This window comes from Streptomyces mirabilis (assembly GCF_039503195.1).
Lineage (GTDB): Bacteria > Actinomycetota > Actinomycetes > Streptomycetales > Streptomycetaceae > Streptomyces > Streptomyces mirabilis_D.
Genome location: NZ_JBCJKP010000001.1, coordinates 9,831,836 through 9,856,848, shown reverse-complemented (window position 1 = coordinate 9,856,848; position 25,013 = coordinate 9,831,836). Strand labels below are relative to the sequence as shown.

The following is a 25,013-nucleotide window of genomic DNA, read 5'->3' as shown; positions in this document are numbered from 1 at the left end:
ACAGATGTCGGGGGCCGGCCGGCGGCCCCACTCCGCCTGACCGACCCCCGATGCGAGATCGCGTCGTACTCCGTGCTTCGGGGCGCGCACTCCCCACCTACTGACCCCGTTCGACGCTCACGAAGGCCGCGCGATCCCGGTCTCTCAGAACGCGAAGAAACTCGTCCCGTAGGAGTTCTTCACGCACTCGTTGGCGAAGGTCCGTTCGTACGCGACGCGCTTGCCGCGCCAGACGCCCTGGACGGTGACGACCACCGGATCGAACTGCCGCGTACACAGTGCGCCGTCTCTCAGGGTCAGGGCGTCGAAGTCGCCGTTCACCGCCCGGAGTTCGGCACAGGCGTCGTAGGCGGCGGGGTGGGTGCCGGAGGGGGTCGGGGCGCAGTTCAGCGTGACCGCGCGCTCCGGTGTGACGGTGGCGGCGGTCTCCCCGTGGCCCATGGTGAGCACCAGGGCCGAGGGGGCGTAGAGCCCTGAGGGGGCGAGCGCCGGCGTGGCGTGGGCCTGGCTCGTGACCGTCCGGGTCTCAGCCGTCTGGGTCGCGTGGGCCGGGGTGGCGAGGGCGGACCCCCCGAGGGGGCCGCAGACGGCAGCGGCCGTGAGGGTGAGAGTCGCTGCCCAACGCGCGGTATTCGGCATTGTGTGCATCCTTCCGCTCGATTGAATGCAGTACCGGCTCGATTGGGTGCCGGTGCGGCGAGCGCGAGTCTGCCGAGTCCGGACCGGAAACACACATCGACCCCATGCGTTTCAGTAACCTTGAGTATTGAATCAGTGGCGTGAAGTTACGAAATTCGAACGTTCAAGCCCCGGAACTGAGGGGTTGTTGATCGCCAGGGGCACCCTCCTGGCCGGATCCCCCCGGCTCCGCAATAGGCCTGAAACATTCCGGTTCAGCCTCCGGCGGACCCGCTTGCTTCTTCCGTGCAAGGGAGTAATCGTCATTACATGATTACTTCAGAGCAGCACGAGAAGCTGCGCGGCTGGTTCGCCGGCCGCCTGCCCGACGATCTCTTCGAGAGCCTGGTGGAGGTGACGGTCGACCGGGAGGAGATCACCGTCGTCGGCCGCATCCCCGAGCCCGGGCTCGCCGAAGGTGCCTCGGACGCCGAGAAGGAGGCGGCCGCCCAGGCACGTATCCAGGAATTCCGCGAGCGCACCCGCGACGACCGGGTCGCGGTGGCACGGGAAGCCGAGCACCGGTTCGGCAAGAAGGTCTCCTGGGGCGCGGAGTGCGGGGGCGAGCGCGCCCTGTTCACCCACATCGCCGCGCCCGTCATGACCCGGTTGCGCCAACCCGAGCGCCAGGTCCTCGACACCCTCATCGCCGCCGGGGTCGCCCGCAGCCGCAGTGACGCCCTCGCCTGGTGTGTCCGCCTGGTCCAGCGTCACGCCGACGACTGGCTGACGGAACTGCGCGACTCGCTGGAACATGTGCGGCGGGTCCGGGCCCAGGGTCCGGACGCCACGCCGCGGGACGCCGCACCTGACGAGGAGTGACCGACCACGTCACACTGGCGGCAACAGCCGACAAGACGAGGTGGTCGCGGATGAAGTTCGGAGTGTCGACGTTCATCACTGATGAGGGCATCGGCCCCAGGGCCCTGGGGCCCGCTCTGGAAGAGCGCGGGTTCGACACGCTGCTGCTGGCCGAGCACTCGCACATCCCGGTGAACCGGGAGACGCCGTATCCGGGCGGCGGGGAACTGCCTCGCATCTACTACCGCACGCTCGATCCGTTCGTGGCGCTCGCCGCCGCCGCCTCCGTGACCCGGGACCTGCGCCTGGGCACGGGGATCGCTCTGGTGGTGCAGCGTGATCCGATCACCACCGCGAAGGAGATCGCCTCCCTCGACCTGATCTCCGACGGCCGTGCCGTGTTCGGTGTCGGCGCCGGCTGGAACCGGGAGGAGATGCGCAACCACGGCACGGATCCGACCTCCCGCGGCCGGCTGATGGACGAACGCATTCGCGCCATGATCGAACTGTGGACGAAGGACGAGGCCGAGTTCCACGGCGACTTCGTCGACTTCGCACCGGTCTACGCCTGGCCGAAGCCGGTCCAGCGGCCGCACCCGCCCATCTGGGTCGGGGGCAACAGCGAGCGCACCTTCGCGCGCGTCGCCGAGTACGGGTCGGCGTGGCTGCCCAGCGCCGTACCGCCCAAGGAACTGGGCGCGCGCATCGAACAGATGCGCAAGACGGCCGGTGACCGGCCGGCCGTCGTGGTCTACGCGGGCGAGAGCGACCGGGAGTCCCTCGACACCTACGCGGAACTCGGCGTCGACCGCGTGCTGCTGTATCTGCCGACCCAGCCGGAGGACGAGACACTGCGCACACTCGACGAACTGGCCGAGGCCGTGTCCGCCCACCGCTGACGCTTCCGGCCGCCGGGGATCGCGAGCCCACCGCGTTCCCGGCGCCGGGGAATCGGAGCTCACCGTGCCGGACATGGACGAGAAGGAGGCGCGCCGCCGGTTCGTGGCGGCACGGGTGGCGCGCCTGGCGACGGTGGACCCCGAGGGGCGCCCGCACCTCGTGCCCCTCGTCTTCGCGGCGCGCGGCGGCGAGATCGTCACCGCGGTCGACCACAAACCCAAGAGGTCGCCGCGGCTGCGGCGGCTGCGCAACATCGCCGCCCACCCCGCCGTGTGCCTGCTCGTCGATGCCTACGACGAGGACTGGGAGCGACTGTGGTGGGTACGGGCGGACGGCGACGCCCGGGTTCTGCCGCCCGGCACACAGGACGAGTACACGGCGGCGATCGACCTGCTGCGCGAGAAGTACGCGCAGTACCGGCAGCGGCCGCCGGACGGCCCGGTGATCGCCGTCACCGTCCACCGCTGGCACGGCTGGCGCGCCACCCCGGAGCCAGGCACGGAGCACTGAGCCACCGCCGGGCACCTCCCGCGACGGACACACACGCCGGACTGGACGAATGCTCCACCCCGGGCACGGAAGATGGATGTTCTACCTTCTGGCGTGGATCTTCGGCCCGGCCTTAGCGTCGGCAGATCCGCCAAGGACGACATCCGCCGCCGCACACCCCCGCGGCGACCACGGGGCCGACCTCCCCTCGCGCCACCACGCGCTCCACCGCCCGCTTTCCGGGCACAGGCACTTCGCTGGAGCACCCTTGTCCGAGAACTCCCCCGCCACGCCGTCGCCGTCTCTCACCGAGGTGGAGACCTACGGCGTCGAGCGCATCCCCGACGCGGACCGCACGGCGTCGCCGCTCGACCTGTTCAGAGTCGCCTTCGGCGGTGCGAACACCTTCTCCACCTGCGTCCTCGGGGCCTTCCCCATCCTCTTCGGCCTCTCCTTCTGGCAGGGGCTCGCGGCCACCCTCCTCGGAGTCGTCGTCGGCGCCCTGATCCTGTGCCCGATGGCGATGTTCGGCCCGGTCAACGGCACCAACAACGCGGTCGCCTCCTCCGCGCACCTCGGTGTGCACGGCCGGGTCGTCGGCTCGTTCCTGTCCCTGCTCACGGCCGTGGCGTTCTTCTCGATCTCGGTGTGGAGCTCCGGCGACGCCCTGGTCGGCGGCGCGCACCGGCTGTTCGGCCTGGAGCGCAGCAACCTGTCGTACGTGGTCGCGTACGCGCTCTTCGGCTGCCTGGTGCTCGCGGTGTGCGTGTACGGGTTCCGGTTCATGCTGTTCGTCAACAAGATCGCGGTGACTTCGGCGACCGTGCTGTTCCTGCTCGGCGCGATCGCCTTCGCCGGTGACTTCGATCCCTCGTACGCCGGTGTCTTCACGGCCTCGGCCGACTCGGCGACGCAGGCGCTGTTCTGGCCCTCCTTCATCGGCGCGGCACTGATCGTGCTGTCGAACCCGGTCTCCTTCGGCGCGTTCCTCGGCGACTGGTCGCGTTACATCCCGGCGAACGCGCCGCGCCGCAAGGTCGTCGGTGCCGCGTTCCTGTCCCAGATCGCCACCCTGCTGCCGTTCGTGTTCGGGCTCGCGACCGCGAGCGTCATCGCGACCAAGGCGCCGAAGTACGTCGACCCGGCGGCCCCCGACTTCGTCGGCGGCCTGCTGGCCATCTCGCCGAGCTGGTTCTTCCTGCCGGTGTGTCTGCTCGCCCTGATCGGCGGCATGTCGACCGGCACGACGTCGCTGTACGGCACCGGGCTCGACTTCTCGTCGGTGTTCCCGCGGCTGTCCCGGGTCCAGGCGACGATGCTGGTCGGAGTCCTGTCGATCGCGTTCATCTTCATCGGCCGCTTCGGCTTCGACCTGGTGCAGTCCATCTCGACCTTCGCCACCGTGATCATCACCTGCACCACGCCCTGGATGGTCGTGATGATCCTCGGGTTCTACACCCGGCGCGGCTGGTACGACCCGGACGCGCTCCAGGTCTTCAACCGCCGTCAGCGCGGCGGCCGTTACTGGTTCACGCACGGCTGGAACTGGCGGGGCATGACGGCCTGGTGGGTGGGCGCGGTGGTCGGTGTGCTGTTCACCGACATCCCCGGCCAGTTCGTCGGACCGCTGGGCGATCTCGCGAACGGCATCGACATCAGCCTGCCGCTGTCGCTGGCCGTCGCCGCCGTGCTGTATCTGGCGATGCTGCGACTGTTCCCCGAGCCCCGCGCGGTGTACGGGCCCGAGGGTCCGCGGCTGGCCCGTACCGTCGACGTGCCGGTGCCGCCGATCACCGATCCCGGGGCGGAGAGCGAGGGCACGTCCGCGGTTCTCGCCGTCGACGGCGGTTGATCCGCCGACGGAGAACTGGTCGACGAGCCGATGGAAGACTGGCTTACGGAGAACTGGTGGAGAACTCGCTGATGGAGAACTGATGGAGAGCTGGCTCGACCTGTCCGTGCCCGTGGTCACCGGGATGCCCGTCTATCCCGGTGACCCGGAGGTGGAGGTCTCCAGGGCGTTGCGGGTCGCCGAGCACGGAGTGAACGTCCTTCGGCTGCACATGGGGTCGCAGTCAGGTACGCATGTCGACGCGCCGTACCACGTGGACGAGGCGTGGCCCACGTTGGACGATCTGCCGCTGGAGCGGTTCGCGGGGTCGGCGGTCGTCGCCGACGTCCGTGGTCTGCCGGCGCGGGCGCCGATCACTCCGGACCTGCTCTCCCCCGCCCTCGGCCTGCTGCGGCCCGGTTCGATCCTGCTGCTGGCCACCGGGTGGTCCCGGTACTGGGGAACCGAGGACTACCTCGCCCATCCCTGGCTCACGCCCGAGGCGGCGGAGGCCGTGGTCGCGGCGGGTGTCCTCACCGTCGGGATCGACGCGCTGAGCGTCGATCCGACCGGTCCCGTGGATCTGCCCTCCCACCGTGTGCTGTGCGGAGCGGGGGGTGTGATCGCCGAGAACCTGACCGGGCTCGCGGGGGTCGCGGACGCGCAGGCCGCGGGGTGTTCGACAGAGGTGTTCCTGTTCCCCTTGCGCCTCGCCGGGGCCGACGGGGGCCCGGTCCGGGCGACGGCCCGCGTCACGCCCCACGCGCGGTAGTCCCTACCTGGGGGTGTGCTCGTCGCGTGCCGGGGGTGGGGCCTGGTCGCGCTTTTCCCCGGCCCTCGGACGGGGCTGCGCCCCGCATCCCGGCCCGCCCCGATTCGTCCGGCCGCAGGCCGGTGGGGGCCGTTCGCGCAGTCCCCGCGCCCCCAAAAACCTCGGACCGTCCGGCGCTTGAGGACGAGCCCTTGGGGCGATGCGGGGGTGCAGAGGGCGCAGCCCTGCACCGGATTCGTTCGACTGCGGGCGTTCGCGCAGCCCCCCGCGCCCCCAAAAGCCTCGGACCGGCCCACGTCGAGGGCGCACCCCACCCACCCCGGCCCGCACCACTCAGCCCGTCCGGCGCTTGAGGACGAGCCCTTCGGGCGATGCGGGGGTGCAGGGGCGCAGCCCCGTCGGGGGCGGGGTTGAAGGGGCGGAGCCCCTGGGGATGGGTCGGGTAAGGGCGGCGGGGGCGAGGAAGTTACGGCCTGATCGTGCGGGCGATGTCCAGGGTGAGGCGTTGCCAGGGGTCGCGGGGATCACGGGACGTCAGGGCGTGGATGCGCCGCAGGCGGTAGCGCAGGGACTGCGCGTGCAGGTGAAGCACCCGCGCGGCGGCGCTCGCCGAGCCGGCGTCGATGTACGCGGTCAGCGCCTCCATGAGATGCCGCTGCCCCGGGTCGGTGAGCGGCCCGAGAACGAGGCGGGCGACCTGGTCCGGCGCCGCGGCCGGATGCCCGCCGAGCAGGGCGAGGACATGCGCGTCGGCGTCCGTGAGGACACGCCCCGGCCGGTGCGCGTGGGCGGGCGCCGTGTCGAGGGCGTCGGCAGCGAGCCGATGCGCCACCGCGACCCGGTCCAGGCTCTCCCCGGTGATCGCACAGCCCCGCCAGGACCGCGCGCCCAGCACCGCCCCCGCCCTCGCGGCAGCCGCACCCGGCAGCAACAGAACGGCACGCGAGCCACGTACCGTCGCGGACGAGACCACCTCGTCCCCCGGAACGGCCAACGCCTCGAGCAGCCCCGTCGCCGCGTCGAGCGCCATGTCGGGACGCTCCGCGCTCACCGGCTCGGCCACCAACAGACAGTAGGGGTCCGGGAGTTGGACCCCCAGCCGGGCAGACCGGTCGCTGAGCGCGCCCACCGAGGCGTGCCGCCCGGCGATCAGGTCGTCGAGCAGCAGCCGCAGTGCCCGGTCGCGGTCCGCCGCGAGGTCCTCGTCGGTGGCGGCGTACGCCGTGGTCATCTCCTCGGAGAGGGTGTCGAGCGCGGTCAGCAGCATCCGGGTGAGAGCGAAGGCGTCCGCGGCGGCGAGCCGGGGCGCGCGGGCCGCGATCTCGTCGGTGAGGACGGTCGCCGCCACCCGGTAGGCCCGCAGCACCGCCTGCACGGGCCGCCCGTCCGCCGCGCGGGCCGCCGCGATGCCTCGCAGGCGCCGCACATCCGACGGTTCGAGGGCGCCGTCGGTGACCCACAGGTGCAGGAGCCGCTCCAGGCCCCAGGCCGCGATGGCCCGCACCTCCGGCAGCCGGCTGTCGTCGAGCGCGGCGTACACCGGGACCTGTTCGTGGACCGCCGAGACGATCGCCGCCACGACGCGCGGATCGGCGACCATCTCCTGCCGGACGTGTTCTCTGGCGGCAACGGGCTGACTTGTCACAGGGTGATGATCCCAGCCGCGCGATGTGCGCACCACGGTGGACGGCTCTTGTCACCTTCGCCAGGATCGACGGCGTACAGCGCGGTCTCAGGGACGAGAGGCGGGACGTACGGATGGCTAAGCATTGGGCCGACTTCCAGTACGAGATCTATCTGAACGGAATGACGGGCGCCGTACCGCGGCTGCCCACCGATCTGACCCGGCTGGAGGAGCTGACCGAGCAGCGGCTCGGGCCCGGTCCGGTCGGCTACGTGGCGGGCAGCGCGGGGAACGGGAGCACCGCCCGGGCCAACCGGGCCGCCCTCGACCGGCGCCGGATCGTGCCGCGCATGCTGCGCGACGTACGCGAACGCGATCTGTCCGTCGAGGTGTTGGGGCGTGCCCTGCCCGCGCCGCTGGCGCTCGCGCCCGTGGGCGTGCTGTCGATCATGCATCCGGACGCGGAGTCCGCCGCCGCGCGAGCCGCCGCGGCGCAGGGCGTCCCGTACATCCTGTCGTCGGCCTCCAGCACGCCCATGGAGCAGGTCGCGGAGGCGATGGGCGGGGCGGAGCGCTGGTTCCAGCTGTACTGGGCGAAGGACCGCGAGGTCACCCGGTCCTTCCTGGACCGGGCGAAGGCGGCCGGGTTCACCGCGCTGTTCGCCACTCTCGACACCCCGCTGCTGGCTTGGCGTCCGCGCGACCTCGACCAGGCGTATCTGCCGTTCCTGCACGGTGTGGGCACGGCGAACTACTTCTCCGACCCGGCGTTCCAGGCGGGTCTGGCCAAGCCGGTGCACGAGGACCCGAACGCGGCCGTGCTGCACTTCGTCGGCATGTTCGCGGACCCGGGCAAGACCTGGCCCGATCTCGCGTTCCTGCGGGAGAACTGGGACGGGCCGATCGTCCTCAAGGGCATCCTGCACCCGGACGACGCCCGACGCGCCGCCGACGCCGGGATGGACGGCGTGGTCGTCTCCAACCACGGCGGCCGGCAGGTGGCGGGGTCGGTGGCGGCGGCCGACGCGCTGCCGCGGGTGGTGGAGGCGGTCGGCGAACGGCTGACCGTCCTCTTCGACAGCGGCATCCGCACCGGAGACGACGTGTTCAAGGCGCTCGCGCTCGGCGCGCGGGCCGTACTCGTCGGACGCCCGTACGCCTATGGGCTGGGCCTGGACGGACAGGCGGGCGTCGAACACGTCGTCCGCTGTCTGCTCGCCGAGTTCGACCTCACCCTGGCCCTGTCCGGGCACGCCCGCCCCGCCACCCTCGGCCCCGACGACCTGATCGAGGAATCCGCATGAGCACGACCCACACGGCCCACACGACCGACACGTCGGTCACCCCGGTGGCGAAGAACGTTCTGGCCGTGGTCTCGGCCCACGTCGGCGGTCGCACCGCCGGTGCCGCGCTCGCCACCGTCTTCCCCGGCGAGGCCAAGGTCACCGTCGTGGAGACGACCGACGAGGACCCGGCCGCGCTGCGCGAGGCCCATGTCATCATCACGGGTCTCGGCCCGGTGACCGCCGAACACCTCGCCTCCGCGCCGGTCTTGGAACTGGTCCAGTGCGCGAGCCACGGTTTCGACTACGTCGACCTGGACGCCGCCCGCGCCAAGGGTGTGCCGGTGTGCAACATCGGCTCCAGCGGCGCCGAGAAGCAGAACGTGGCCGAGCAGACCTTCGCCCTCATGCTGGCCCTCGCCAAGCAGCTGGTCCCGGCGCACACCGCGCTCGTCGACGCCGACTGGGCGCTGCCGAGGCTGCAGCGGTCCATCACCGAACTGTCCGGCAAGACCCTCGGCATCGTCGGGCTCGGCCACATCGGCGAGGAGGTCGCCCGGCGCGCGGTCGCCTTCGACATGAGCATCGTGTACGCAGGTCCGCAGTCCGTCGGCGCGGAGGCCGAGGCACGGCTCGGCGGCGCCCGTCATGTCGAACTCGACGAACTGCTGCGCACGTCGGACTACGTCACGCTGCACGCCCCGCTCACCGAGGAGACCCGGCATCTGCTGAACGCCGAGCGGCTCGCGCTCCTCAAGCCGACCGCGTTCGTGGTCAACACCTCGCGGGGCGCCCTGATCGACCAGGACGCCCTCGCGGACGCGCTCGAGGCGGGCACCCTGGGCGGGGCGGGCATCGACGTCTTCGACCCCGAACCGCCCACCGCGGCCCTGCGGTTGCTCAAGTCCCCGAACGTGGTGTTGTCGCCGCATGTCGCGGGCGTCACGCGCGAGACGCTCGTACGGATCGCGCTGGCGGCGGTCCAGAACGCCGCCGACTTCGTGGCGGGCAAGCCGCCCCGGGACGTGGTGTCCTAGCCCCGCCGCCCGGCGCGCCCGTTACATTCGCAACCCCTCCACCAGGGAGGAGAGTTGAGCGGTCAGCGGCAGCGCGGGCCGGGCGCTCGAGCGGTCGTCGACGGTCACGGAACGGGGTTCGGCCGAGGACTCCGAGGGGGTCGCCGACGTGCCGTCCCGGCCGTCCGTCGGCGGCTCGCTGGGCGACGCGCTCGGCCCCTCGGTCGTGCCCCGCGGGGACGGCGGCCTGCTGACCGGCCGGGTCGAGGCGCCCGCCGTCCCCGCGATCGACAGCGACCCCGGGTCGGCCGAGGCGGTGTCGGTCCGCCACCGCTGCGCGTCGGAGCCGTCCCGGTCCTTGACCACGATGTCGGCGTCCGGATCGGTGGAACTGGGCGTGACCGCGAGTCCCTCGCGTGAGCGGGACAGCAACTCGCCCCGCACGGTGAGGTCGTAGCGCACGTCGCCGCCCCGCGCGGCGCTCTTCGTGACGCAGCGGTCCAGGGCGACGACACCGTCGTCGGCGTGCGAGTCCAGGCACAGCGCGGGGTCGGCGACGCTGCGCAGCAGGCCGTCGCTCTCGTACGACCACTGCTGGGTCCAGGCGGACGAGCAGACGGCCAGCTCGGCCTCGGCACCGGTCTCGGCCTTTCCGCCCCGGATGTCGAGGCAGAGGTCGGCGGCGAGGTTGCGCAGCCGGGTCTGCCCGGTGCTGGTGGGCAGTCCGGCCGAGGTCGTGGGCGAGGAGTCGGCGGAGGGGCCCGGGTCGACCGGGCTGGGCGAGACGGTGTGGCTGCTGCCGACACCCGTGGAGGCGGTCGGGTCGGCGCCACCTTCGCCGTGGGACCACAGACTGATGGTGAGCACGGTGACGAGCAGCACCGCCGAGGCCGTGCCCGCCCCGGTGAGCAGGACCTTCGAGTGCTTCTGGGCAATCTGGGCCAGCCGCCCGGGAGCGGGAATCCGCGCCAGCAGACGATGACGGCCGGCACTCCCAGGGCGCCCACCGGTCCCGAGACGGCCGCCGGCTCCTACGCCGCCGCCGGTACCCACGCCTCCCTCGGCGACCGCCCGTCCGCCGCCGAACGCGGATTCCTCGGGGCGCGCCGCTCGCCGCCCGCGCCCCGGGCGTGCGTCGAGGTAGCGTCGCGCGCCCCAACCGAGCACCGCTTCGGCGAGCAGAATCCCCAAGCCGCCCTCGAAATAGCCGAGTTGCTCGGCCGCGTGCCGACAGTGGCGGCACTCCCCCAGATGCTGTCGGACATCCGGCAGCAAGGCGCCCCCACGACGAATCGGGACGTCGAGCAGGCGGTTGTAGAAGCCGCATTCCTTGCTCGGCGCCAGTTCCCGGTGGGCGCGCACACATCCCTGGCGGAATTGTTCACGGGCCTGCTCCAGAGCGGCCGACGCGGTGTCGACGTCCAGGCCCGACAGACCGGCCGGTACGGAAATGTCCTCGGCCTCGACCTCGGTGTGCCACAGCAGACACTGGGCGAGGGGCGGCAAGGCTTGGAAAGAGCGCTCGGCGAGCTTCCGATTTTCGGCGGTGATGGACTGCGCCGCCCGCATACCCCGCCCCCCGGCGGGTTTCCTCAAATCCGGCAGAACGCCGGATATCCGGTCCTCACCGGACCACTCATTGACGGTGTCCCGCACGGTCACGAGCAGTCGGGGCCGCAGGGCCGCTCCGGACTCACCACGTATCAGGCAGTCGAGGGCGTAGTGGAAGGAGGTCGCGGCGACCATCGAGGCGACGTTCGAGGAAGAGGCGAGGCAGATGGCCGCGTAGTCGTACGTCGGCTGCCAGTGCCGCGCCATCAGCAGGGCGACGGACTGCGTGGCCTCGCCCTCCGTCCGGCCTCTCAGCCGCGCGGCGAGGCTTTCGTCGGACTCCCCGGGAGCACCGCCGGGAGGATAGAAGGGGCGAGGGGGGTGGGGGGTGGGCACAGAGCGGGTTCCTTCCACGGTGCAAGGTGGTGCACAGAATTTCCTTGGTCGCCGAAAAGGGAGCCCCTGCCTGGTGCACACCTTTTGACGGAGCGCCGGGAAAATGGCCGCCGGCCCGGAATAATGAACACCGATTTCATGCCCGGCCATTGACCCGCGCGGTAAGTTCACCCTCGCACAACACGCTCATGACCAACAAGGCACTTGAGCAACATCTGCATATTGAAAGATAGTCAGTAACTGCGCCAACTCGCGTCGCTCGCACCGGCTTTCGAAATTTCCCGCACCACGTTCACGCGCCTCACCGCGGCACCACGTTCATACGCCATGGGCCCTCACGCGCCCCGTGTGAACCGCGCGCTCACTCCGGAGCCCGTCGCACGCTCCCGGCGCGCGGTGCTCCGCGGTCCACTGGAACCCGGCCCTTCTCGGAGGCCCCGCGCAGGACGGCGGCTCTCCCGCGCGAAACCGGCCGCCGGCCCCGATCCTCCCGCCCTCGGCCGGCGGCCTCGGGGGCGACAGGCGGCCGCGCGGCGGGTATCAGATCTGCCAGGTGCGCAGCCGGTCGGCCGCGCCGTAGACGTCGGTCTTGCCGGAGATCAGATCCCGGGCGAGGTCGACGAGCGCCCCGTAGGGCGGGTCGATCCCGACACCGCTGACGAACATGTACGCCACCGCCGCCGAACAGGCGAAACGGGCGTTGGCCGCCGGTAGCGGCTTCAGCAGGGCCAGGGTGTGCAGAAGAGCGGCGGCGCGCCAGGCCGGGTCGGAGTCGACGCCGAGGCGGGGCGGGTCGACGCGGTGCCGGGCCACGGCGGCGACCAGGGCCGAGAAGTCGTTGACCGTGGGCTGGTCGGGCAGCACCTCTTCGTGGCGCTGCAGCAGCCACGGCACGTCGATATGGATGACGGGAGCCATCGCTCAGGCGGCCCGTCCCTCGCCCCTGCCGGGAGGTTCGTCCTCGGGGAAGGCGGCCGCGAACTCGTCGGCGTGCGCCGTGAAGAAACGGCGGAACACCTCCGCGCCCTCCTTCAGCGCCCGGTGCCGCACGATGTCGGCCGCGGCCGCCTCGCGCACCAGTGCCTTCATCGACGTACCGCGCTCTTTGGCGATCTGCCGGAGGTCCTCGAGTTCACGGTCACTGAACTCCACATTCAAGGCTGGCATGCCGCCACGGTACCGTGAGGGTACTTACTCGTAAATATCACCTGCTCAAGAGGCATGCGCAGCGGTACCGCGGGCCGATTCAGCGGGGCTGCTCGCGGGCCGCCTCCGCCAGGGTCAGCCGGCGGGCGGAGGCGGCGAGCGGCAGGCACGCCCAGTCCTTCATGGGGCGGCCGCCCATCCGGTCGAAGAGGTGGGCGCCGGTGACCGCGAGCGCCTCGGCGTGTTCGGGACTGTCGCGGTGCAGCGGACGACGAGTTCGCCTTCGTGGAGACCGACGAAGGCCTTGCCGTTCGGGTCCTTCAGGCACGGCATGCCGACGAGGGCGACCCGGTGCCGCCCGGCAGCAGCCGGGTCGAGCTCACCTTCGCCCCCGAGCCGGACGGCACCCTGCTCACCTTGACCCACTCCGGGCTGCCCGAGCCGGCCCGCGGGCCGCACCAGGAGGGCTGGGAGCACTACCTGGACCGGCTCGCCGTACGGGCGCCCGGTGGCGACCCCGGCCCGGACAGCTGGATGGAGCAGAACCCCGCCTGAGCGTTTCCGCGCTCTCAGGCCGCCCAAAGCCCGCGCCTGCGGTAGCCCGCCTCCCAGAACAGCTTGTTGAGGACGCGCACGGGCGGCGGCAGCGCGCCGAGGAACCGGGCGCGGTCGGCGGGCGATGCTCCGTCGACGATCCACGGCACGAAGAGCGCGGCCCCGCGCAGGCCCTGTGTCTTGCGGATACGGCCGGTGAACGCGCCCCAGTCCGCGGGCGTCAGCACCTCCCGGATGAGCGGCAGGGCGCTCTCCTCCTCGTGGGCGAGGTGCTCGTCGAGGGTCGACGCCAACGAGCCGACCAGGGCGGGGAGTTCGGCCGAGCGGTCCTTCAGGGCCGCGTCGACGGCGGTGAGCCGCGGGTCGAGGAGGGCGTGCTCCGCCTCCATCTCGGCGAGGAGGGCGACGTCCCGGGGACGGCCCGCGACCTTGCGCTCCACGCGCGGCCACAGATCGCTGTCCTCGGCGGTGTGGTGGATGTGCAGCTGATGCCTGAAGTTGTCCCAGCCCGCGCGGACCTGGGGGGTGAAGGCGGTGCCTTCGACCGCCGCGTCGCCGAGGCGTTCCAGGTCGCGGCGGAAGGCGTCGTGGGCTGCGTACATGACGGTGAGGTCGACCGTGCCGGCCGCGGCTTCGGTGGTCATGAGGTCGCTTCCTCCAGTTGGGGTTCGTAGACGGGCAGGGCGTGCGGGTTGGCCGACGGGCCGAGGTGACGGCGTACGGCGAGGCAGGTGAGCGCGCCGGTCAGCAGGACGGCGGCCGAGACCAGGACGGCGGGACCCATGGCGTGTACGAAGCCGTGGCCGAAGACCTGGGCGCCCAGCGTGCGCATGCGGTCGGCGATGTCGTGCGGTACGCCCTCCGGCAGCCGTGCCGCCTGGCGCGCGTTCACATCGGTCCCCGCCTGGGAGAAGCCGCCGACGAAGCCGTCACGGTACGCGGCGGGCAGTTGTCCGGCGCGCTGTCGGGCCTGGTCGGTGAGTGAGGAGGCGAGCTGGGCCTGGAGCACGGCGCCGACGACGGCGCCCGCGAGCACCGAACCGACCTGCCGCAGCGCGTTGTTGACGCCGGACGCCGCTCCGGAAAGCTTCGCCGGTACGTTGCGCATGACCTCCGTGGCCATCGGTGCGAAGGTGCAGCCCGCGCCCAGACCCGCGAGGAAGAGGGGGAAGGCGACGGCCGTCCAGCTCGACCCGACGTCGGCCGCGCCCACGATCCACACCAGGGCCGCCGTCCAGGCGAGCAGCCCGGTCATCAGGATGAACTTGCCGCCGATCTTGTCCGCGAGGACTCCGGCGGGCCCTGCCGTCACGAACGAGCCGAGCGCGAGGGGCAGGAGCACGAGCCCGGACTTGAGCGCGCTGAAGCCCAGTACGGACTGCAGGTAGATCGTCAGCGGCAGGAACATCCCGACCACGCCGAAGGACACGGTGACGCCCACGAAGTTGATGAGGGTGAAGTTGCGGTTCTTGAAGAGCGAGAACGGGACGAGCGGGTCGTTGCCCTGCTGGCCGCGCTCATGGCCGAGGAAGGCGGCGAAGAGGAGTGCCGCCGCGCCGAACAGCGACCAGATCCAGGCGTTCCAGTCGTAGCGCTGCCCCTCCGTCAGGCCGAAGGCCAGACAGAACAGGGTTCCCGAGGCGAGCAGCACGCCCAGGGTGTCGAAGCGGTGGCGTACGGTGCGCCGTGAGCCAGGGATGACCGCCGCGGCGAGGCCCAGCACCACCACTCCGAGCGGCAGGTTCACGAAGAAGATCCACCGCCAGTCGAGGTGGGTGATCAGCGCGCCGCCGATGATCGGGCCGAGGGCCCCGGAGACGCCCGCGACCACGCCCCAGACGCCCATCGCGGCGCCCCGCCGGTCGGCCGGGAACACCTCCGCGATGATCGACAGGGTCTGCGGCATGAGCAGCGCCGCGCCCAGGCCCTGGACCGCGCGGAACGCGATCAGCTGCGCCGGATTCTGCGCGAGGCCGCAGGCGAGGCTGGCGAGGGTGAACAGGGCGACGCCCGCGAGGAACAGGTTGCGTTTGCCGCGCAGGTCGCCGAGGCGGCCCGCGGTGATCATCAGGACGGCCAGGGCGAGGGTGTAGGCGTTGACGACCCACAGAATCTCGTCGAGGGAGGCGTCGAGGTCCTGGCCCATGTCGGGGATCGCGATGTTCACGATCGTCAGGTCGAGCAGGGTCATGAAGAAGCCCAGGGAGAGCGTGATGAGGATCGCCCATGGGTTGCCGTGCCACTTGTCGTGCCACTTCTTGAACACGGTGTCTGTCTCCTTGCGTCGAGGCATCGGACTCGCGTTCAAGAGGGCGTGGCCTTCCACCGGTGTGACGCCCGGCAGACTCCGTGAGACGTACGTCACATATCGCTCTCCGGACGTCACATTCGGGCCCGCTTCTCCCCTCGCAGTAGTGAGCGCACCAAGGGAGGCAAGGCATGTCCGAAAGCCCCGCGACCGGGACGGCCGACGGCGCGACGCAGGTGTTCGTCGACCACCGCGAGCTGCTCTTCGCGATCGTCTACAACATCCTCGGCAGCGTCGCCGACACCGACGACGTCCTCCAGGAGACCTGGCTGTCCTGGACGGGCCGCGCCCACCGCGCCCCGCTGGAGGGCATCACCAATCCCCGCGCCTATCTCGTACGCATCGCCGTGAACCACGCGCTCGCGCGGCGCGCCGCGATCACCCGCCGCCGCGAGACGTATGTGGGCCCCTGGCTGCCGGAGCCGCTGCTCGACGAGCCCGCCCCCGAGGACTCGGCCGACGACCGGGCCCTGCGCTCGGAGTCGGTGTCGCTGGCGATGCTCGTGGTCCTCGAGTCCCTCACCCCGCTGGAGCGCGCGGTCTTCGTCCTCAACGAGGTGTTCGGCTACGCGCACACCGAGATCGCGGAGGTCATCGACCGCAGCCCCGCGGCAGTACGCCAGCTCGCGCACCGCGCGCGGGAGCACGTGCACGCCCGTCGGCCGCGCTACCAGGCCCATCCGCGCGTCCGCCGGCAGGCGACCGAGCGCTTCGTCGAGGCGGCGCTCGGCGGGGACATCGCGGCGCTGATGGAGATCCTGGCACCGGACGTCACCGTGTGGACGGACGGCGGCGGGAAGGCCTCGGGCGGGCTGCGTCCCGTGCACGGCCGCGACAAGGCGGCGCGGCTGTTCGCCGGGTACGCGACCCGGCGCGGCTCCGGCTTCGACCTGCGCTACCGGCGCGTCAACGGCGACGACTCCGCTGTGCTCTTCGAGGGCGAGTCGCCGTACGCGGTCATGGTCATGGACCTCACCGCGGACGGGGAGCAGGTGTCAGGCGTCTACATCGTCACCAACCCCGAGAAGCTCGCGCATGTGCGGCGCGACGACGAGAACCAGGAGACCGGGGTCGCGGAAGGGGAGCGCGCATGACCGCCACGGACCACCGGCCCGTGAAGGCGTCCTCCGGCGAACGAGTCGCCGACTGGTTCGACGGCCGGCTCGGTGTGTACGCCCTCGGCAGGCGCTATCTGCGCAAGGTCTTCCCGGACCACTGGTCTTTCCTCCTCGGCGAGATCTGCCTGTACAGCTTCGTCGTGCTGATCCTCACCGGGGTGTACCTGACCCTGTTCTTCCACCCCTCCATGAACGAGGTGACGTACCACGGCGGTTACCTCCCCCTGAACGGCATCCGGATGTCGGAGGCGTACGCCTCGACGCTCCACATCAGCTTCGACGTGCGCGGCGGACTGCTGGTCCGGCAGCTGCACCACTGGGCCGCGCTGGTCTTCCTCGCCGCGATGCTGACGCACATGATGCGGCACTTCTTCACGGGCTCGTTCCGCAGGCCCCGCGAGGTGAACTGGGTGTTCGGCTGGACCCTGCTGCTCCTCGGTCTGTTCGAGGGCCTCTTCGGCTACTCGCTGCCGGACGACCTGCTGTCCGGGACGGGGCTCAGGTTCGTGGACGGGGCGATCCTGTCGGTGCCGGTGGTCGGCACGTACCTGTCGTTCTTCCTGTTCGGCGGGGAGTTCCCCGGCCATGACATCGTGGCCCGCTTCTACTCCCTGCACATCCTGCTGATACCGGGGATCATGGCGGCGCTCGTCGTCGCCCATCTGATCCTCGTCGTGTACCACAAGCACACCCAGTTCGCGGGCCCGGGGAAGACCGAACGCAACGTCGTGGGCACCCCGTTCCTGCCGGTCTACCTGGCGAAGGCGGGCGGCTTCTTCTTCCTTGTGTTCGGTGTCCTCGTGCTGATCTCGGCGGTCGCGACCATCAACCCGGTCTGGTCGTACGGCCCCTACCGCGCCGACCAGGTGTCGACGGGCGCCCAGCCGGACTGGTACCTGGGCTTCGCCGAGGGTCTGGTGCGGGTCATGCCGGGCTGGGAGATCAGCGTGGCCGGGCACACGCTCGTGCTCGGTGTGCTGATCCCCATCGTCGTCTTCCCGCTGCTTCTGGTCGCCATCGGTGTGTACCCGTTCATCGAGTCGTGGGTCACGGGAGACCGGCGCGAGCACCATCTCCTCGACCGGCCGCGCAACCGGCCGGTCCGTACGTCGATCGGAGCGGCCTGGATCAGCCTCTATCTGATCCTGCTCGCGGGTGGCGGCAACGACATCGTGGCGACGCGCTTCCACCTGTCGATCAACACCGTCACCTGGGCGGTACGGATCTCCCTGTTCGTCGTCCCGGTCGTCGTCTTCGTGGTCACCCGGCGCATCTGCCTGGGGTTGCAGTTGCGCGACCGGGAACTGGTGGCGCACGGCCGTGCGACCGGCGTCGTCAAACGCCTGCCGCACGGCGAGTACGTCGAGGTGCACCGCCCGCTCGGCCCGGCCGAACTCCACACGCTGACCGAGCACGAGCACCGGGACCGGTCAGACCACCGGGACCTCCAGACGGCTGATCCGCAGCCCGCCCTCGACGGCGCCGGGGTGCCCGCTCGCCATGAGGAGCCGCAGCCGTGAGCCGCGCACCCCGTCGAAGGTGATCACGGTCGGTGTGTCGGACGCGGTGGCCCAGTCGACGGCCGTTCCCTTCACCGGCACGTACCGCTTTCCGTCCCACACCGCGACCTCGACCGACGCAGGCAGGGTGTGCGTCGCGTCGACGGTGAAGGAGACCTCGACCCGGTCGACCGCGCGGGGGCGGGCCCAGGTGACCGAGACCCAGTCCTCGGGGCGGGCCCCGCTGAAGGCGGGCAGCAGGGCCGTCGCCGACTTGTAGAAGGCGTTGGACCACCCCGTGGCCGCGTCACCGTCGAGCATGGCGGCGGGCGGGGTGTCCGGGCGGCCGGAGTAACTGGCTTCCGCGAGCGGGTCGTTCGGGGCGCCGGGACCCGGGTCCGGCCGGAAGACCGCGGGCGGGGTGGTCGCCTTCGCGCGTGCCGAGGTGGTGCGTACGGTGAGGGTGGCACCCCGCACTCCCTCGGAGCGTGCCGTCACCTTCAGGGAGCCCGGCCGCGTGCCGGATCGTACGATCGCCAGTGCCTTGCCGTGGAAGGCCGTTCGGGTGCTCGCCTGATAGCGCTCGGCGCTCTCCTCCCTGCCGTTGTCGAGCCCGGCGAGCGAGCCGCCGTCGATGTCGAAGGCGATCAGGTGCTCCGCGTCGGGCACGACCACACCACGGGCGTCGACGACCTCGGCCGTCACGAAGAGAAGGGAACGGCCGTCGGCGGCGAGCGACGTGCGGTCCGGTGTGAGGCGTATCGCGTGCGGCGCCCCGGCGGTGCGCAGGACGTCCGTGGCGACCGTACGGCCGTCGCGGCGGCCCACCGCCTTCAACTCACCCGGCGCGTAGGGCACTTCCCAGGTGAGGTGGAGCTTGCCCGCGCTGCCGTTCGGACTGGTGTAACTGCCCGGGTAGGGGCCCGAGGTGAAGGTCTTGTCGTCGCCGGTCGCCTCGGTGGTCTCCAGATAGGTACGGCCGTCGGTGGTCGTCTTGGTGTCGAACCTCCGTGTGCCGAGGGACTTCCCGTTGAGGAAGAGCTCCACGGTGTCGACGTTCGCGTACGCCCAGACCTCGACCGTGTCGCCGGCCTCGTGGTTCCAGGTCATGGGCACCAGATGGACCATGGGCTCGCTCACCCACTGGCTTCTGAACAGGTGGTACATGTCCTTGGGGAAGCCCGCGGTGTCGACCGCGCCGAAGAAGGACGCCTTCACCGGGAACACGTCGTACGGCGTGGGCTCCCCGATGTAGTCGATGCCCGACCACAAAAACTCCCCCGCGAACCACTTGCGGTCCCGGTCCTTCTTGTGCCCGTACTCGCCGCTCATCGTCCAGGACGCGAGGTTGTTGTCGTACGAGGAGACCGCGCGCCGGCCCGGGGTGTGGTTCTCGCCGGTGTTGAGGTGCTGCGGCTCCTGATAGGTGGAGCGGGTCGAGGTCTCGGACGACGACTCCGACTCGAAGAGGAAGAGGTGCGGATAGGCGGCGTGCAGGGCGTCCACCGACTGGGCGGTGTTGTAGTTCAGACCGAGCCCGTCCAGCTTGGCGAGCATGAGGTCGGCAGCGGAGCCCTTCGTGGGCACGCGGCGGTATTTGTCCGAGCCGATGACCAGCGGCCTGGTGTCGTCCGCCGCCTTGATCGCGGCGATGATCCGGTCCGCCATCGCGAGGCCCGGGGTGGAGGTGGAGTCGGGGATCTCGTTGCCGATGGACCACAGCACCACGGCGGGCGAGTTGCGGGCCGCGAGGACCATCTCGGTGGCGTCCTGCTCGCACCACTCGTCGAAGAACCGGCCGTAGTCGTATCTCGTCTTGCCGGTCCGCCAGCAGTCGAACGCCTCCACCATCATCACGATGCCCAGTTCCTCGCAGACCTGGATCATCTGCGGCGAGGGCGGGTTGTGCGAGGTGCGGAAGGCGTTGACGCCCATCGACTTCATGATCGCCATCTGCCGGCGTACGGCGTCCACGCTGATCGCGGCGCCCAGCGCGCCCTGGTCGTGATGCAGGTCGACGCCCTTGATCTTGGCGTGGACGCCGTTGAGGTGGAAGCCCTCGTCCGGGTCGAAGCGGAAGGTGCGGATGCCGAAGGGAGTGCGGCAGGTGTCGACCCTCGCGTCGCCGACCCGCAGTTCGGTCTCCAGGGTGTAGCGGTGATCCGGGGTCGCGAAGTCCCACAACCGGGGCTTGGCGACGGTGAGTTCATGAGTCTCGTCCGCGCGGTCGGCAACCGCGACCCTGGTGGACGTACGGGCCGCCGTACGGCCGTCGGGGTCGACGATCCGCGAGATCACCTGGATCTCGGCGGCGGCACCGGACTCGTTGACGACGGTCGTCCGCACCCGTACGACCGCCCGTTCCGCCGTGATGTCCGGCGTGGTGACATACGTGCCCCAGCGCTGGACGTGCACGGGTTCGGTGACCACGAGCCGGGCCTCGCGGTAGATGCCACTGCCCGAGTACCAGCGGCTGCTGGGCAGTTGGTTCTGGACCTTCACCGCGATGACGTTCTCGGTGATGCCGTCCGTGTGCAGCAGACCGGTGAGGTCGAGGGCGAACCCCGTGTACCCGTAGGGGTGGCGGCCGACCTCCTCGCCGTTGCAGTAGACGTGCGAATCCATGTAGACGCCGTCGAACTCCACGGAGATCCGGCGGCCGGCGAGGGCGGTCGGCAGCGTGAAGGTGGTGCGGTACCAGCCGAGGCCGCCCGGGAAGAAGCCGGTGCCACTGGTGGTGCCGTGTTCCGTGGTGGGGGTCTGTTCGATGCTCCAGTCGTGCGGAACGGAGACTTCCCGCCACGCCGAGTCGTCGTAGCCGGGCCGCGCGGCACCCTCGTACGCGCCGGTGGGGTCGGTGATCCCACCCGGGTCGACCAGCGCGAAGCGCCAGCCGTCGCGCAGCTCGACCAGGCGGCGGCCCGCGGCACGCCCCGGCGAGTCGGCCCAGGCGTCGGCGGCGCCCAGGAGCGATCCGGCCGCGGGTGCGGCGGTTCCTGCGATCAATACCGATCTTCGAGTGACCGACATGGCGGCTCTCCCTACTCAAGGGCCCATAAGTCATCACAACTGATCGTGAACAAACAGATTCTGACGGGGTGACACACGGCCCCGTCAAGGGTGCGGCACCCACTTCCGCCTCGCGCATCACATCGGCCGGAACAACTCGTACCGATGTCCCCCTGGGGCCGCCCGTGTGCCGGGTGCGGAACGCGCGTACGCACTAGGCTGGAACCCGAGTGACGCGCCTGTTCACTGTGAGTGTCCGCAATGGAGTGGCGACGATGAGCCCGGTCCACCCGCTCGACGAGGCTGCCACGGCACGGGCGGTCATCGACGGGAACGGCACCCTGCTCCGATGGAGCGAAGGGGCCCGCCGTCTACTGGGTCATGCCCCGGAGGAGGTCGAGGGGCGCCCCGCCGCCGATCTGCTGGCCACGGACACGCCCGTACCGGCCGAACCGACCGGCAACCGCTGGAACGGCAGCGTCGATCTGCGCCACCGCGACGGGCACACCGTCTCCGTGTGGCTGCTCGCCCATCGCAGGAAGCCGCAGGACGGCGGCCCGGCCACCTGGCTGGTGGTCACCCCGCTGGAGGCCCGCGGCCCGCGCTCACCGGACGACCCGCTGACGACGGCGGTGCTGGCGCAGTCCCCGTGCCCGATGGCGGTCTACGACGACCGACTGCGCCTCTTCGGGGTGAACGACGCGATGGCCGACGTGATCGGCCTCCCCGAGTCCCGCATCCAGGGCCTGAGGTTCTCCGAGATCGGCGGCAAGGAGGAGAGCGAAGCCCTCGAGGCACAGCTGCACGAGGTCCTCGTCACCGGAACCAGTCGTGACGTGGAGACGTTCATGCAGACCGGCGGCGAGTACCACGCGCACGCCTGGCTCGCCCGGATGGCCCCGCTCACCGACGCCGAAGGCCAGGTACGGGGAGTGTGCCTGGCCGCGCACGACTTCACCGAGCAGTACAACGCCCGGGAGCGGCTGCAGCTCGTCAACGAGGCCAGCATGCGCATCGGCACCACCCTGGACGTCACCCGAACGGCCCAGGAGCTGGCCGACGTCTGTGTGCCCGCGCTCGGCGACTTCGTCAGCGTCGACCTGCTGGACCCGCCGGAGCACGGGGGCGAACCCCACCCGGAGCCGCCGACCTTGCCGATCAGGCTGCGCCGCACCGCCCACCAGTCGGTGAACCCGGGCTGCCCGGAGGCGGTCGTCAAACCCGGCCACGTCGATGTCTACCCCGTCCACTCACCGCAGGCGGCCTCCCTCACGGCCTCCCGGACCATCGTCGCCCCCGACGACACCGCCACACTGGCGGAGTGGCTCTCCTGGGACGAGGTACGCGGCGCCCGCATCGCCGAGTACGGCCTGCACACCAGCATGTCGGTGCCGATCAAGGCGCGGGGCCAGACCCTCGGAGTGGCCGTCCTCACCCGGTTCCGGCGCTCCGATCCGTTCACCCCCGACGACATACTGCTGGCCGAGGAGGTGACGGCCCGGGCGGGCGTCTGCATCGACAACGCCCGGCGCTTCTCCCGGGAACGGGAGACCGCCCTCGCCCTCCAGCGCAGTCTGCTCCCCCAGTCACTGCCCCGGACGGCCGCCGTGGAGGCGGCCTCCCGCTATCTGCCCGCCGCACGGGCCGGAGTGGGCGGCGACTGGTTCGACGTGATCCCGCTGTCCGGGATGCGGGTCGCCATGGTCGTCGGAGACGTCGTCGGCCACGGCATCGCGGCCTCCGCCACCATGGGCCGGCTGCGCACCGCCGTCCGTACGCTCGCCGACATCGACCTCGCCCCCGACGAACTGCTCACCCACCTCGACGACCTCGTCGTACGGCTCTCCACGGAGGCCGGCGCCGAGGGCACCACCGGCGAGGTCGGCGCGACCTGCCTGTACGCGGTCTACGACCCGGTCTCACGGCGCTGCGCGCTCGCCCGCGCCGGACATCCCCCGCCGGTCATGCTCCCGCCCGGCGGCCCGCCCCGGCAGATCGAGCTGCCGGCCGGTCCGCCGCTGGGACTGGGCGGACTGCCCTTCGAGTCCGTCGAACTCGCTCTTCCCGAGGGCACGGTGCTCGCGCTGTTCACCGACGGCCTGATCGAGAACCGCGAGCGGGACGTCGGGGCCAACCACGAGCTGCTGTGCCATGCCCTGGCGGAGTCCGCGGACTCTCTGGAAGGTGCCTGCCACGACATTCTGCGGACCCTGCTTCCGGTGGGCGGCGCCCAGGACGACGTGGCGCTGCTGCTCGCCCGGACCCACGGGCTCGCGCCCGCCCAGGTGTCGACCTGGGACATTCCCGCCGACCCCGCCCTGGTCGCGCCGATCCGCAAGCAGGTCGTCGAGCAGCTCGACGCCTGGGAGCTGAGCGCTGCGGCGTTCACTGCCGAGCTCGTGGTGAGCGAACTGGTCACCAACGCGATCCGCTACGGCGAGCCGCCCATCCGGCTGCGGCTCATCCACGACGCCGAGACGCTGATCTGCGAGGTCTCCGACAGCAGCCACACCGCGCCGCATCTGCGCCGGGCCAAGACCTATGACGAGGGCGGGCGCGGGCTGCTGCTGGTCGCCCAGCTCACCCAGCGCTGGGGCAGCCGCCACACGGCCGACGGCAAGACGATCTGGGCGGAGCTGACGCTCCTCGGGGAGTTCTGACGCCATCGGCGCAGGTCCGAAGGGTCGGTGAGCGGGGCGGAGTGCGGCGTCTGATGTGATGGTCGGGCACCACGACCTGTGTCCCGGAGGACCGAACCCTGAACACCCCGCTCGCCGAATCCCTGTCCGTCGTCCTGCTCGTCGCCGTCCTCGTCTGCGCGGTGGTCCGTCCCTTCGGCTGGCCCGAGGCGGTCGTCGCGGCCCCGGCCGCCCTGCTGGTGATCGCCATCGGCGCGATCTCCTGGGACCACGCGGGCGCGGAGGCGGGTCACCTCGGGCCGGTGATCGGCTTCCTGGCGGCGGTCCTGGTACTCGCCAAGTTCTGTGACGACGAGGGGCTCTTCCATGCCTGCGGCGCGTGGATGGCCCGCTGGGCGGCGGGGCGGCCGGGGCGCCTGCTGACCGCGGTCTTCGCGCTCGCCTCGGCGATCACCGCGGTGCTCAGCCTGGACGCCACCATCGTGCTGCTCACCCCGGTCGTGTTCGCCACCGCCGCCCGGATGGGCGCCCGCCCGAAGCCGCACGTGTACGCCTGCACCCATCTGTCGAACACGGCCTCGCTGCTGCTGCCGGTCTCCAACCTCACCAATCTGCTCGCCTTCAGCGCGAGCGGTCTCAGCTTCACCCGGTTCGCGGCGCTGATGGTGCTGCCGTGGCTGGTGGCCATCGGGGCCGAGTACGTGGTCTTCCGGCGCTTCTTCGCCGGTGACCTGGCAGCGGCCGTGCCCGAGCCGACGACCGGGGAGCCGCCGGAGCTGCCCCTGTTCGCGCTGGTCACCGTGGGCTGCACTCTGGCGGGGTTCGTCGTCGCCTCCGCGCTGGGCGTGGACCCCGCCTGGTCCGCCGCGGCGGGGGCGCTGGTGCTCGCCTCCCGGGCCCTGCTGCGTGGGCGCGCCACCCCGCTCACCGTGCTGAGGGCCGCCGCTCCGGCCTTCCTCGTGTTCGTCCTCGCGCTGGGCATCGTCGTCCGGGCTGTGGTCGACAACGGACTCTCCGACGCCCTCGGGCAACTCCTCCCGGACGGCAGCGGACTGCCCGCGCTGTTCGGAATCGCGGCGCTCGCCGCCGTACTGGCCAATCTCATCAACAACCTGCCCGCGGTCCTGGTGCTGCTGCCGCTGGCCGCCACGTCCGGCTCCGGCGCGGTGCTCGCCGTGCTCCTGGGGGTCAACATCGGCCCCAACCTCACCTACGCCGGATCCCTGGCCACCCTGTTGTGGCGGCGTATCGTGCAGGAGCACGACCACGGCGTCGATCTGCGGGAGTTCACCCGGCTGGGTCTGATCGCCGTGCCGGCGGCGCTGGTTCCCGCCGTACTGGCACTGTGGTTCTCGCTCCACGTCATCGGGGGCTGAGCCGTCGCACTAGTGAGGGCCG

At 71.2% G+C, this 25,013-nt stretch carries 20 protein-coding genes; 12 read left to right on the top strand and 8 right to left on the bottom strand.

Annotated features, from left to right (window positions below; all coding sequences use genetic code 11):
- Positions 1 to 144: 144 nt before the first annotated feature.
- Positions 145 to 639 carry a subtilase-type protease inhibitor gene (locus tag AAFF41_RS44855; protein ID WP_319750744.1) on the bottom strand — a complete coding sequence of 165 codons (495 nt, stop codon included), beginning with the start codon at positions 637 to 639 and terminating at the stop codon, positions 145 to 147.
- 309 nt (positions 640 to 948) lie between these two features.
- On the opposite strand from AAFF41_RS44855, the gene AAFF41_RS44850 reads away from it, so the two are divergent.
- From AAFF41_RS44850 to AAFF41_RS44830, 5 genes are all read left to right on the top strand, one after another.
- Positions 949 to 1,500 (top strand): hypothetical protein, encoded by a 552-nt coding sequence (locus AAFF41_RS44850; protein WP_319750745.1) that lies wholly within the window; start codon positions 949 to 951, stop codon positions 1,498 to 1,500.
- A gap of 50 nt (positions 1,501 to 1,550) precedes the next feature.
- Entirely contained in the window at positions 1,551 to 2,378 is an 828-nt protein-coding gene (locus AAFF41_RS44845) for an LLM class F420-dependent oxidoreductase (protein ID WP_343325877.1), read from the top strand.
- Between the two features lie 64 nt (positions 2,379 to 2,442).
- Entirely contained in the window at positions 2,443 to 2,889 is a 447-nt protein-coding gene (locus tag AAFF41_RS44840) for a TIGR03668 family PPOX class F420-dependent oxidoreductase (RefSeq protein ID WP_415925938.1), read from the top strand.
- Between the two features lie 247 nt (positions 2,890 to 3,136).
- Complete coding sequence (locus tag AAFF41_RS44835; RefSeq protein WP_343325876.1) at positions 3,137 to 4,720, top strand: purine-cytosine permease family protein; 1,584 nt, start codon at positions 3,137 to 3,139, stop codon at positions 4,718 to 4,720.
- Positions 4,721 to 4,802: 82 nt separating this feature from the next.
- Positions 4,803 to 5,471: a cyclase family protein gene (locus tag AAFF41_RS44830; RefSeq protein WP_319750749.1), complete on the top strand. Its 669-nt coding sequence runs from the start codon at positions 4,803 to 4,805 to the stop codon at positions 5,469 to 5,471.
- A 466-nt stretch (positions 5,472 to 5,937) separates the two neighbouring features.
- Here AAFF41_RS44830 and AAFF41_RS44825 read toward each other — a convergent pair whose 3' ends face one another.
- On the bottom strand, positions 5,938 to 7,116 hold the full coding sequence (locus AAFF41_RS44825; protein WP_319750750.1) for a PucR family transcriptional regulator: 1,179 nt from the start codon (positions 7,114 to 7,116) through the stop codon (positions 5,938 to 5,940).
- A gap of 113 nt (positions 7,117 to 7,229) precedes the next feature.
- Here AAFF41_RS44825 and AAFF41_RS44820 point away from each other — a divergent pair, with 113 nt between their 5' ends.
- Together AAFF41_RS44820 and AAFF41_RS44815 are read left to right on the top strand one after the other, a co-directional pair.
- Positions 7,230 to 8,399 (top strand): lactate 2-monooxygenase, encoded by a 1,170-nt coding sequence (locus AAFF41_RS44820; protein ID WP_319750751.1) that lies wholly within the window; start codon positions 7,230 to 7,232, stop codon positions 8,397 to 8,399.
- Positions 8,396 to 9,415, top strand: coding sequence for a 2-hydroxyacid dehydrogenase (locus AAFF41_RS44815; RefSeq protein WP_319750752.1), 1,020 nt, complete (start codon positions 8,396 to 8,398; stop codon positions 9,413 to 9,415). The genes AAFF41_RS44820 and AAFF41_RS44815 overlap by 4 nt, the downstream gene beginning before the upstream one ends.
- Positions 9,416 to 9,436: 21 nt before the next feature.
- Here AAFF41_RS44815 and AAFF41_RS44810 read toward each other — a convergent pair whose 3' ends face one another.
- From AAFF41_RS44810 to AAFF41_RS44800, 3 genes are all read right to left on the bottom strand, one after another.
- Positions 9,437 to 11,341 (bottom strand): RICIN domain-containing protein, encoded by a 1,905-nt coding sequence (locus AAFF41_RS44810; protein ID WP_343325875.1) that lies wholly within the window; start codon positions 11,339 to 11,341, stop codon positions 9,437 to 9,439.
- A gap of 540 nt (positions 11,342 to 11,881) precedes the next feature.
- On the bottom strand, positions 11,882 to 12,259 hold the full coding sequence (locus AAFF41_RS44805) for a toxin Doc (protein WP_054234229.1): 378 nt from the start codon (positions 12,257 to 12,259) through the stop codon (positions 11,882 to 11,884).
- 3 nt (positions 12,260 to 12,262) lie between these two features.
- Positions 12,263 to 12,508, bottom strand: coding sequence for a hypothetical protein (locus AAFF41_RS44800; protein WP_054234230.1), 246 nt, complete (start codon positions 12,506 to 12,508; stop codon positions 12,263 to 12,265).
- Between the two features lie 264 nt (positions 12,509 to 12,772).
- Between AAFF41_RS44800 and AAFF41_RS44795 the strand changes: the two genes are divergently transcribed.
- Entirely contained in the window at positions 12,773 to 13,042 is a 270-nt protein-coding gene (locus AAFF41_RS44795; RefSeq protein WP_319750754.1) for an SRPBCC domain-containing protein, read from the top strand.
- Between the two features lie 14 nt (positions 13,043 to 13,056).
- On the opposite strand, the gene AAFF41_RS44790 is transcribed toward AAFF41_RS44795, so the two are convergent.
- Together AAFF41_RS44790 and AAFF41_RS44785 are read right to left on the bottom strand one after the other, a co-directional pair.
- Entirely contained in the window at positions 13,057 to 13,686 is a 630-nt protein-coding gene (locus tag AAFF41_RS44790; protein WP_319750755.1) for a hemerythrin domain-containing protein, read from the bottom strand.
- The gene (locus AAFF41_RS44785; protein WP_343325874.1) at positions 13,683 to 15,308 is read right to left on the bottom strand and encodes an MFS transporter; all 1,626 of its coding nucleotides are present in this window, start codon (positions 15,306 to 15,308) and stop codon (positions 13,683 to 13,685) included. Before AAFF41_RS44785 ends, AAFF41_RS44790 begins: the two co-directional genes overlap by 4 nt.
- Before the next feature lie 173 nt (positions 15,309 to 15,481).
- Between AAFF41_RS44785 and sigJ the strand changes: the two genes are divergently transcribed.
- A complete protein-coding gene (sigJ, locus tag AAFF41_RS44780; protein WP_319750757.1) occupies positions 15,482 to 16,444 on the top strand; it encodes an RNA polymerase sigma factor SigJ in 963 nt (320 codons plus the stop codon).
- Positions 16,441 to 17,988: a cytochrome bc1 complex cytochrome b subunit gene (gene qcrB / locus AAFF41_RS44775; protein ID WP_343325873.1), complete on the top strand. Its 1,548-nt coding sequence runs from the start codon at positions 16,441 to 16,443 to the stop codon at positions 17,986 to 17,988. Before sigJ ends, qcrB begins: the two co-directional genes overlap by 4 nt.
- Here the strand turns inward: qcrB and AAFF41_RS44770 are convergent.
- On the bottom strand, positions 17,899 to 20,997 hold the full coding sequence (locus AAFF41_RS44770; RefSeq protein ID WP_319750759.1) for a glycoside hydrolase family 2 TIM barrel-domain containing protein: 3,099 nt from the start codon (positions 20,995 to 20,997) through the stop codon (positions 17,899 to 17,901). The two genes, qcrB and AAFF41_RS44770, sit on opposite strands and share 90 nt — an antisense overlap.
- Positions 20,998 to 21,251: 254 nt before the next feature.
- On the opposite strand from AAFF41_RS44770, the gene AAFF41_RS44765 reads away from it, so the two are divergent.
- Together AAFF41_RS44765 and AAFF41_RS44760 are read left to right on the top strand one after the other, a co-directional pair.
- Entirely contained in the window at positions 21,252 to 23,636 is a 2,385-nt protein-coding gene (locus AAFF41_RS44765) for a SpoIIE family protein phosphatase (RefSeq protein ID WP_319750760.1), read from the top strand.
- A gap of 98 nt (positions 23,637 to 23,734) precedes the next feature.
- A complete protein-coding gene (locus AAFF41_RS44760; RefSeq protein ID WP_319750903.1) occupies positions 23,735 to 24,991 on the top strand; it encodes an arsenic transporter in 1,257 nt (418 codons plus the stop codon).
- Positions 24,992 to 25,013 lie beyond the last annotated feature (22 nt).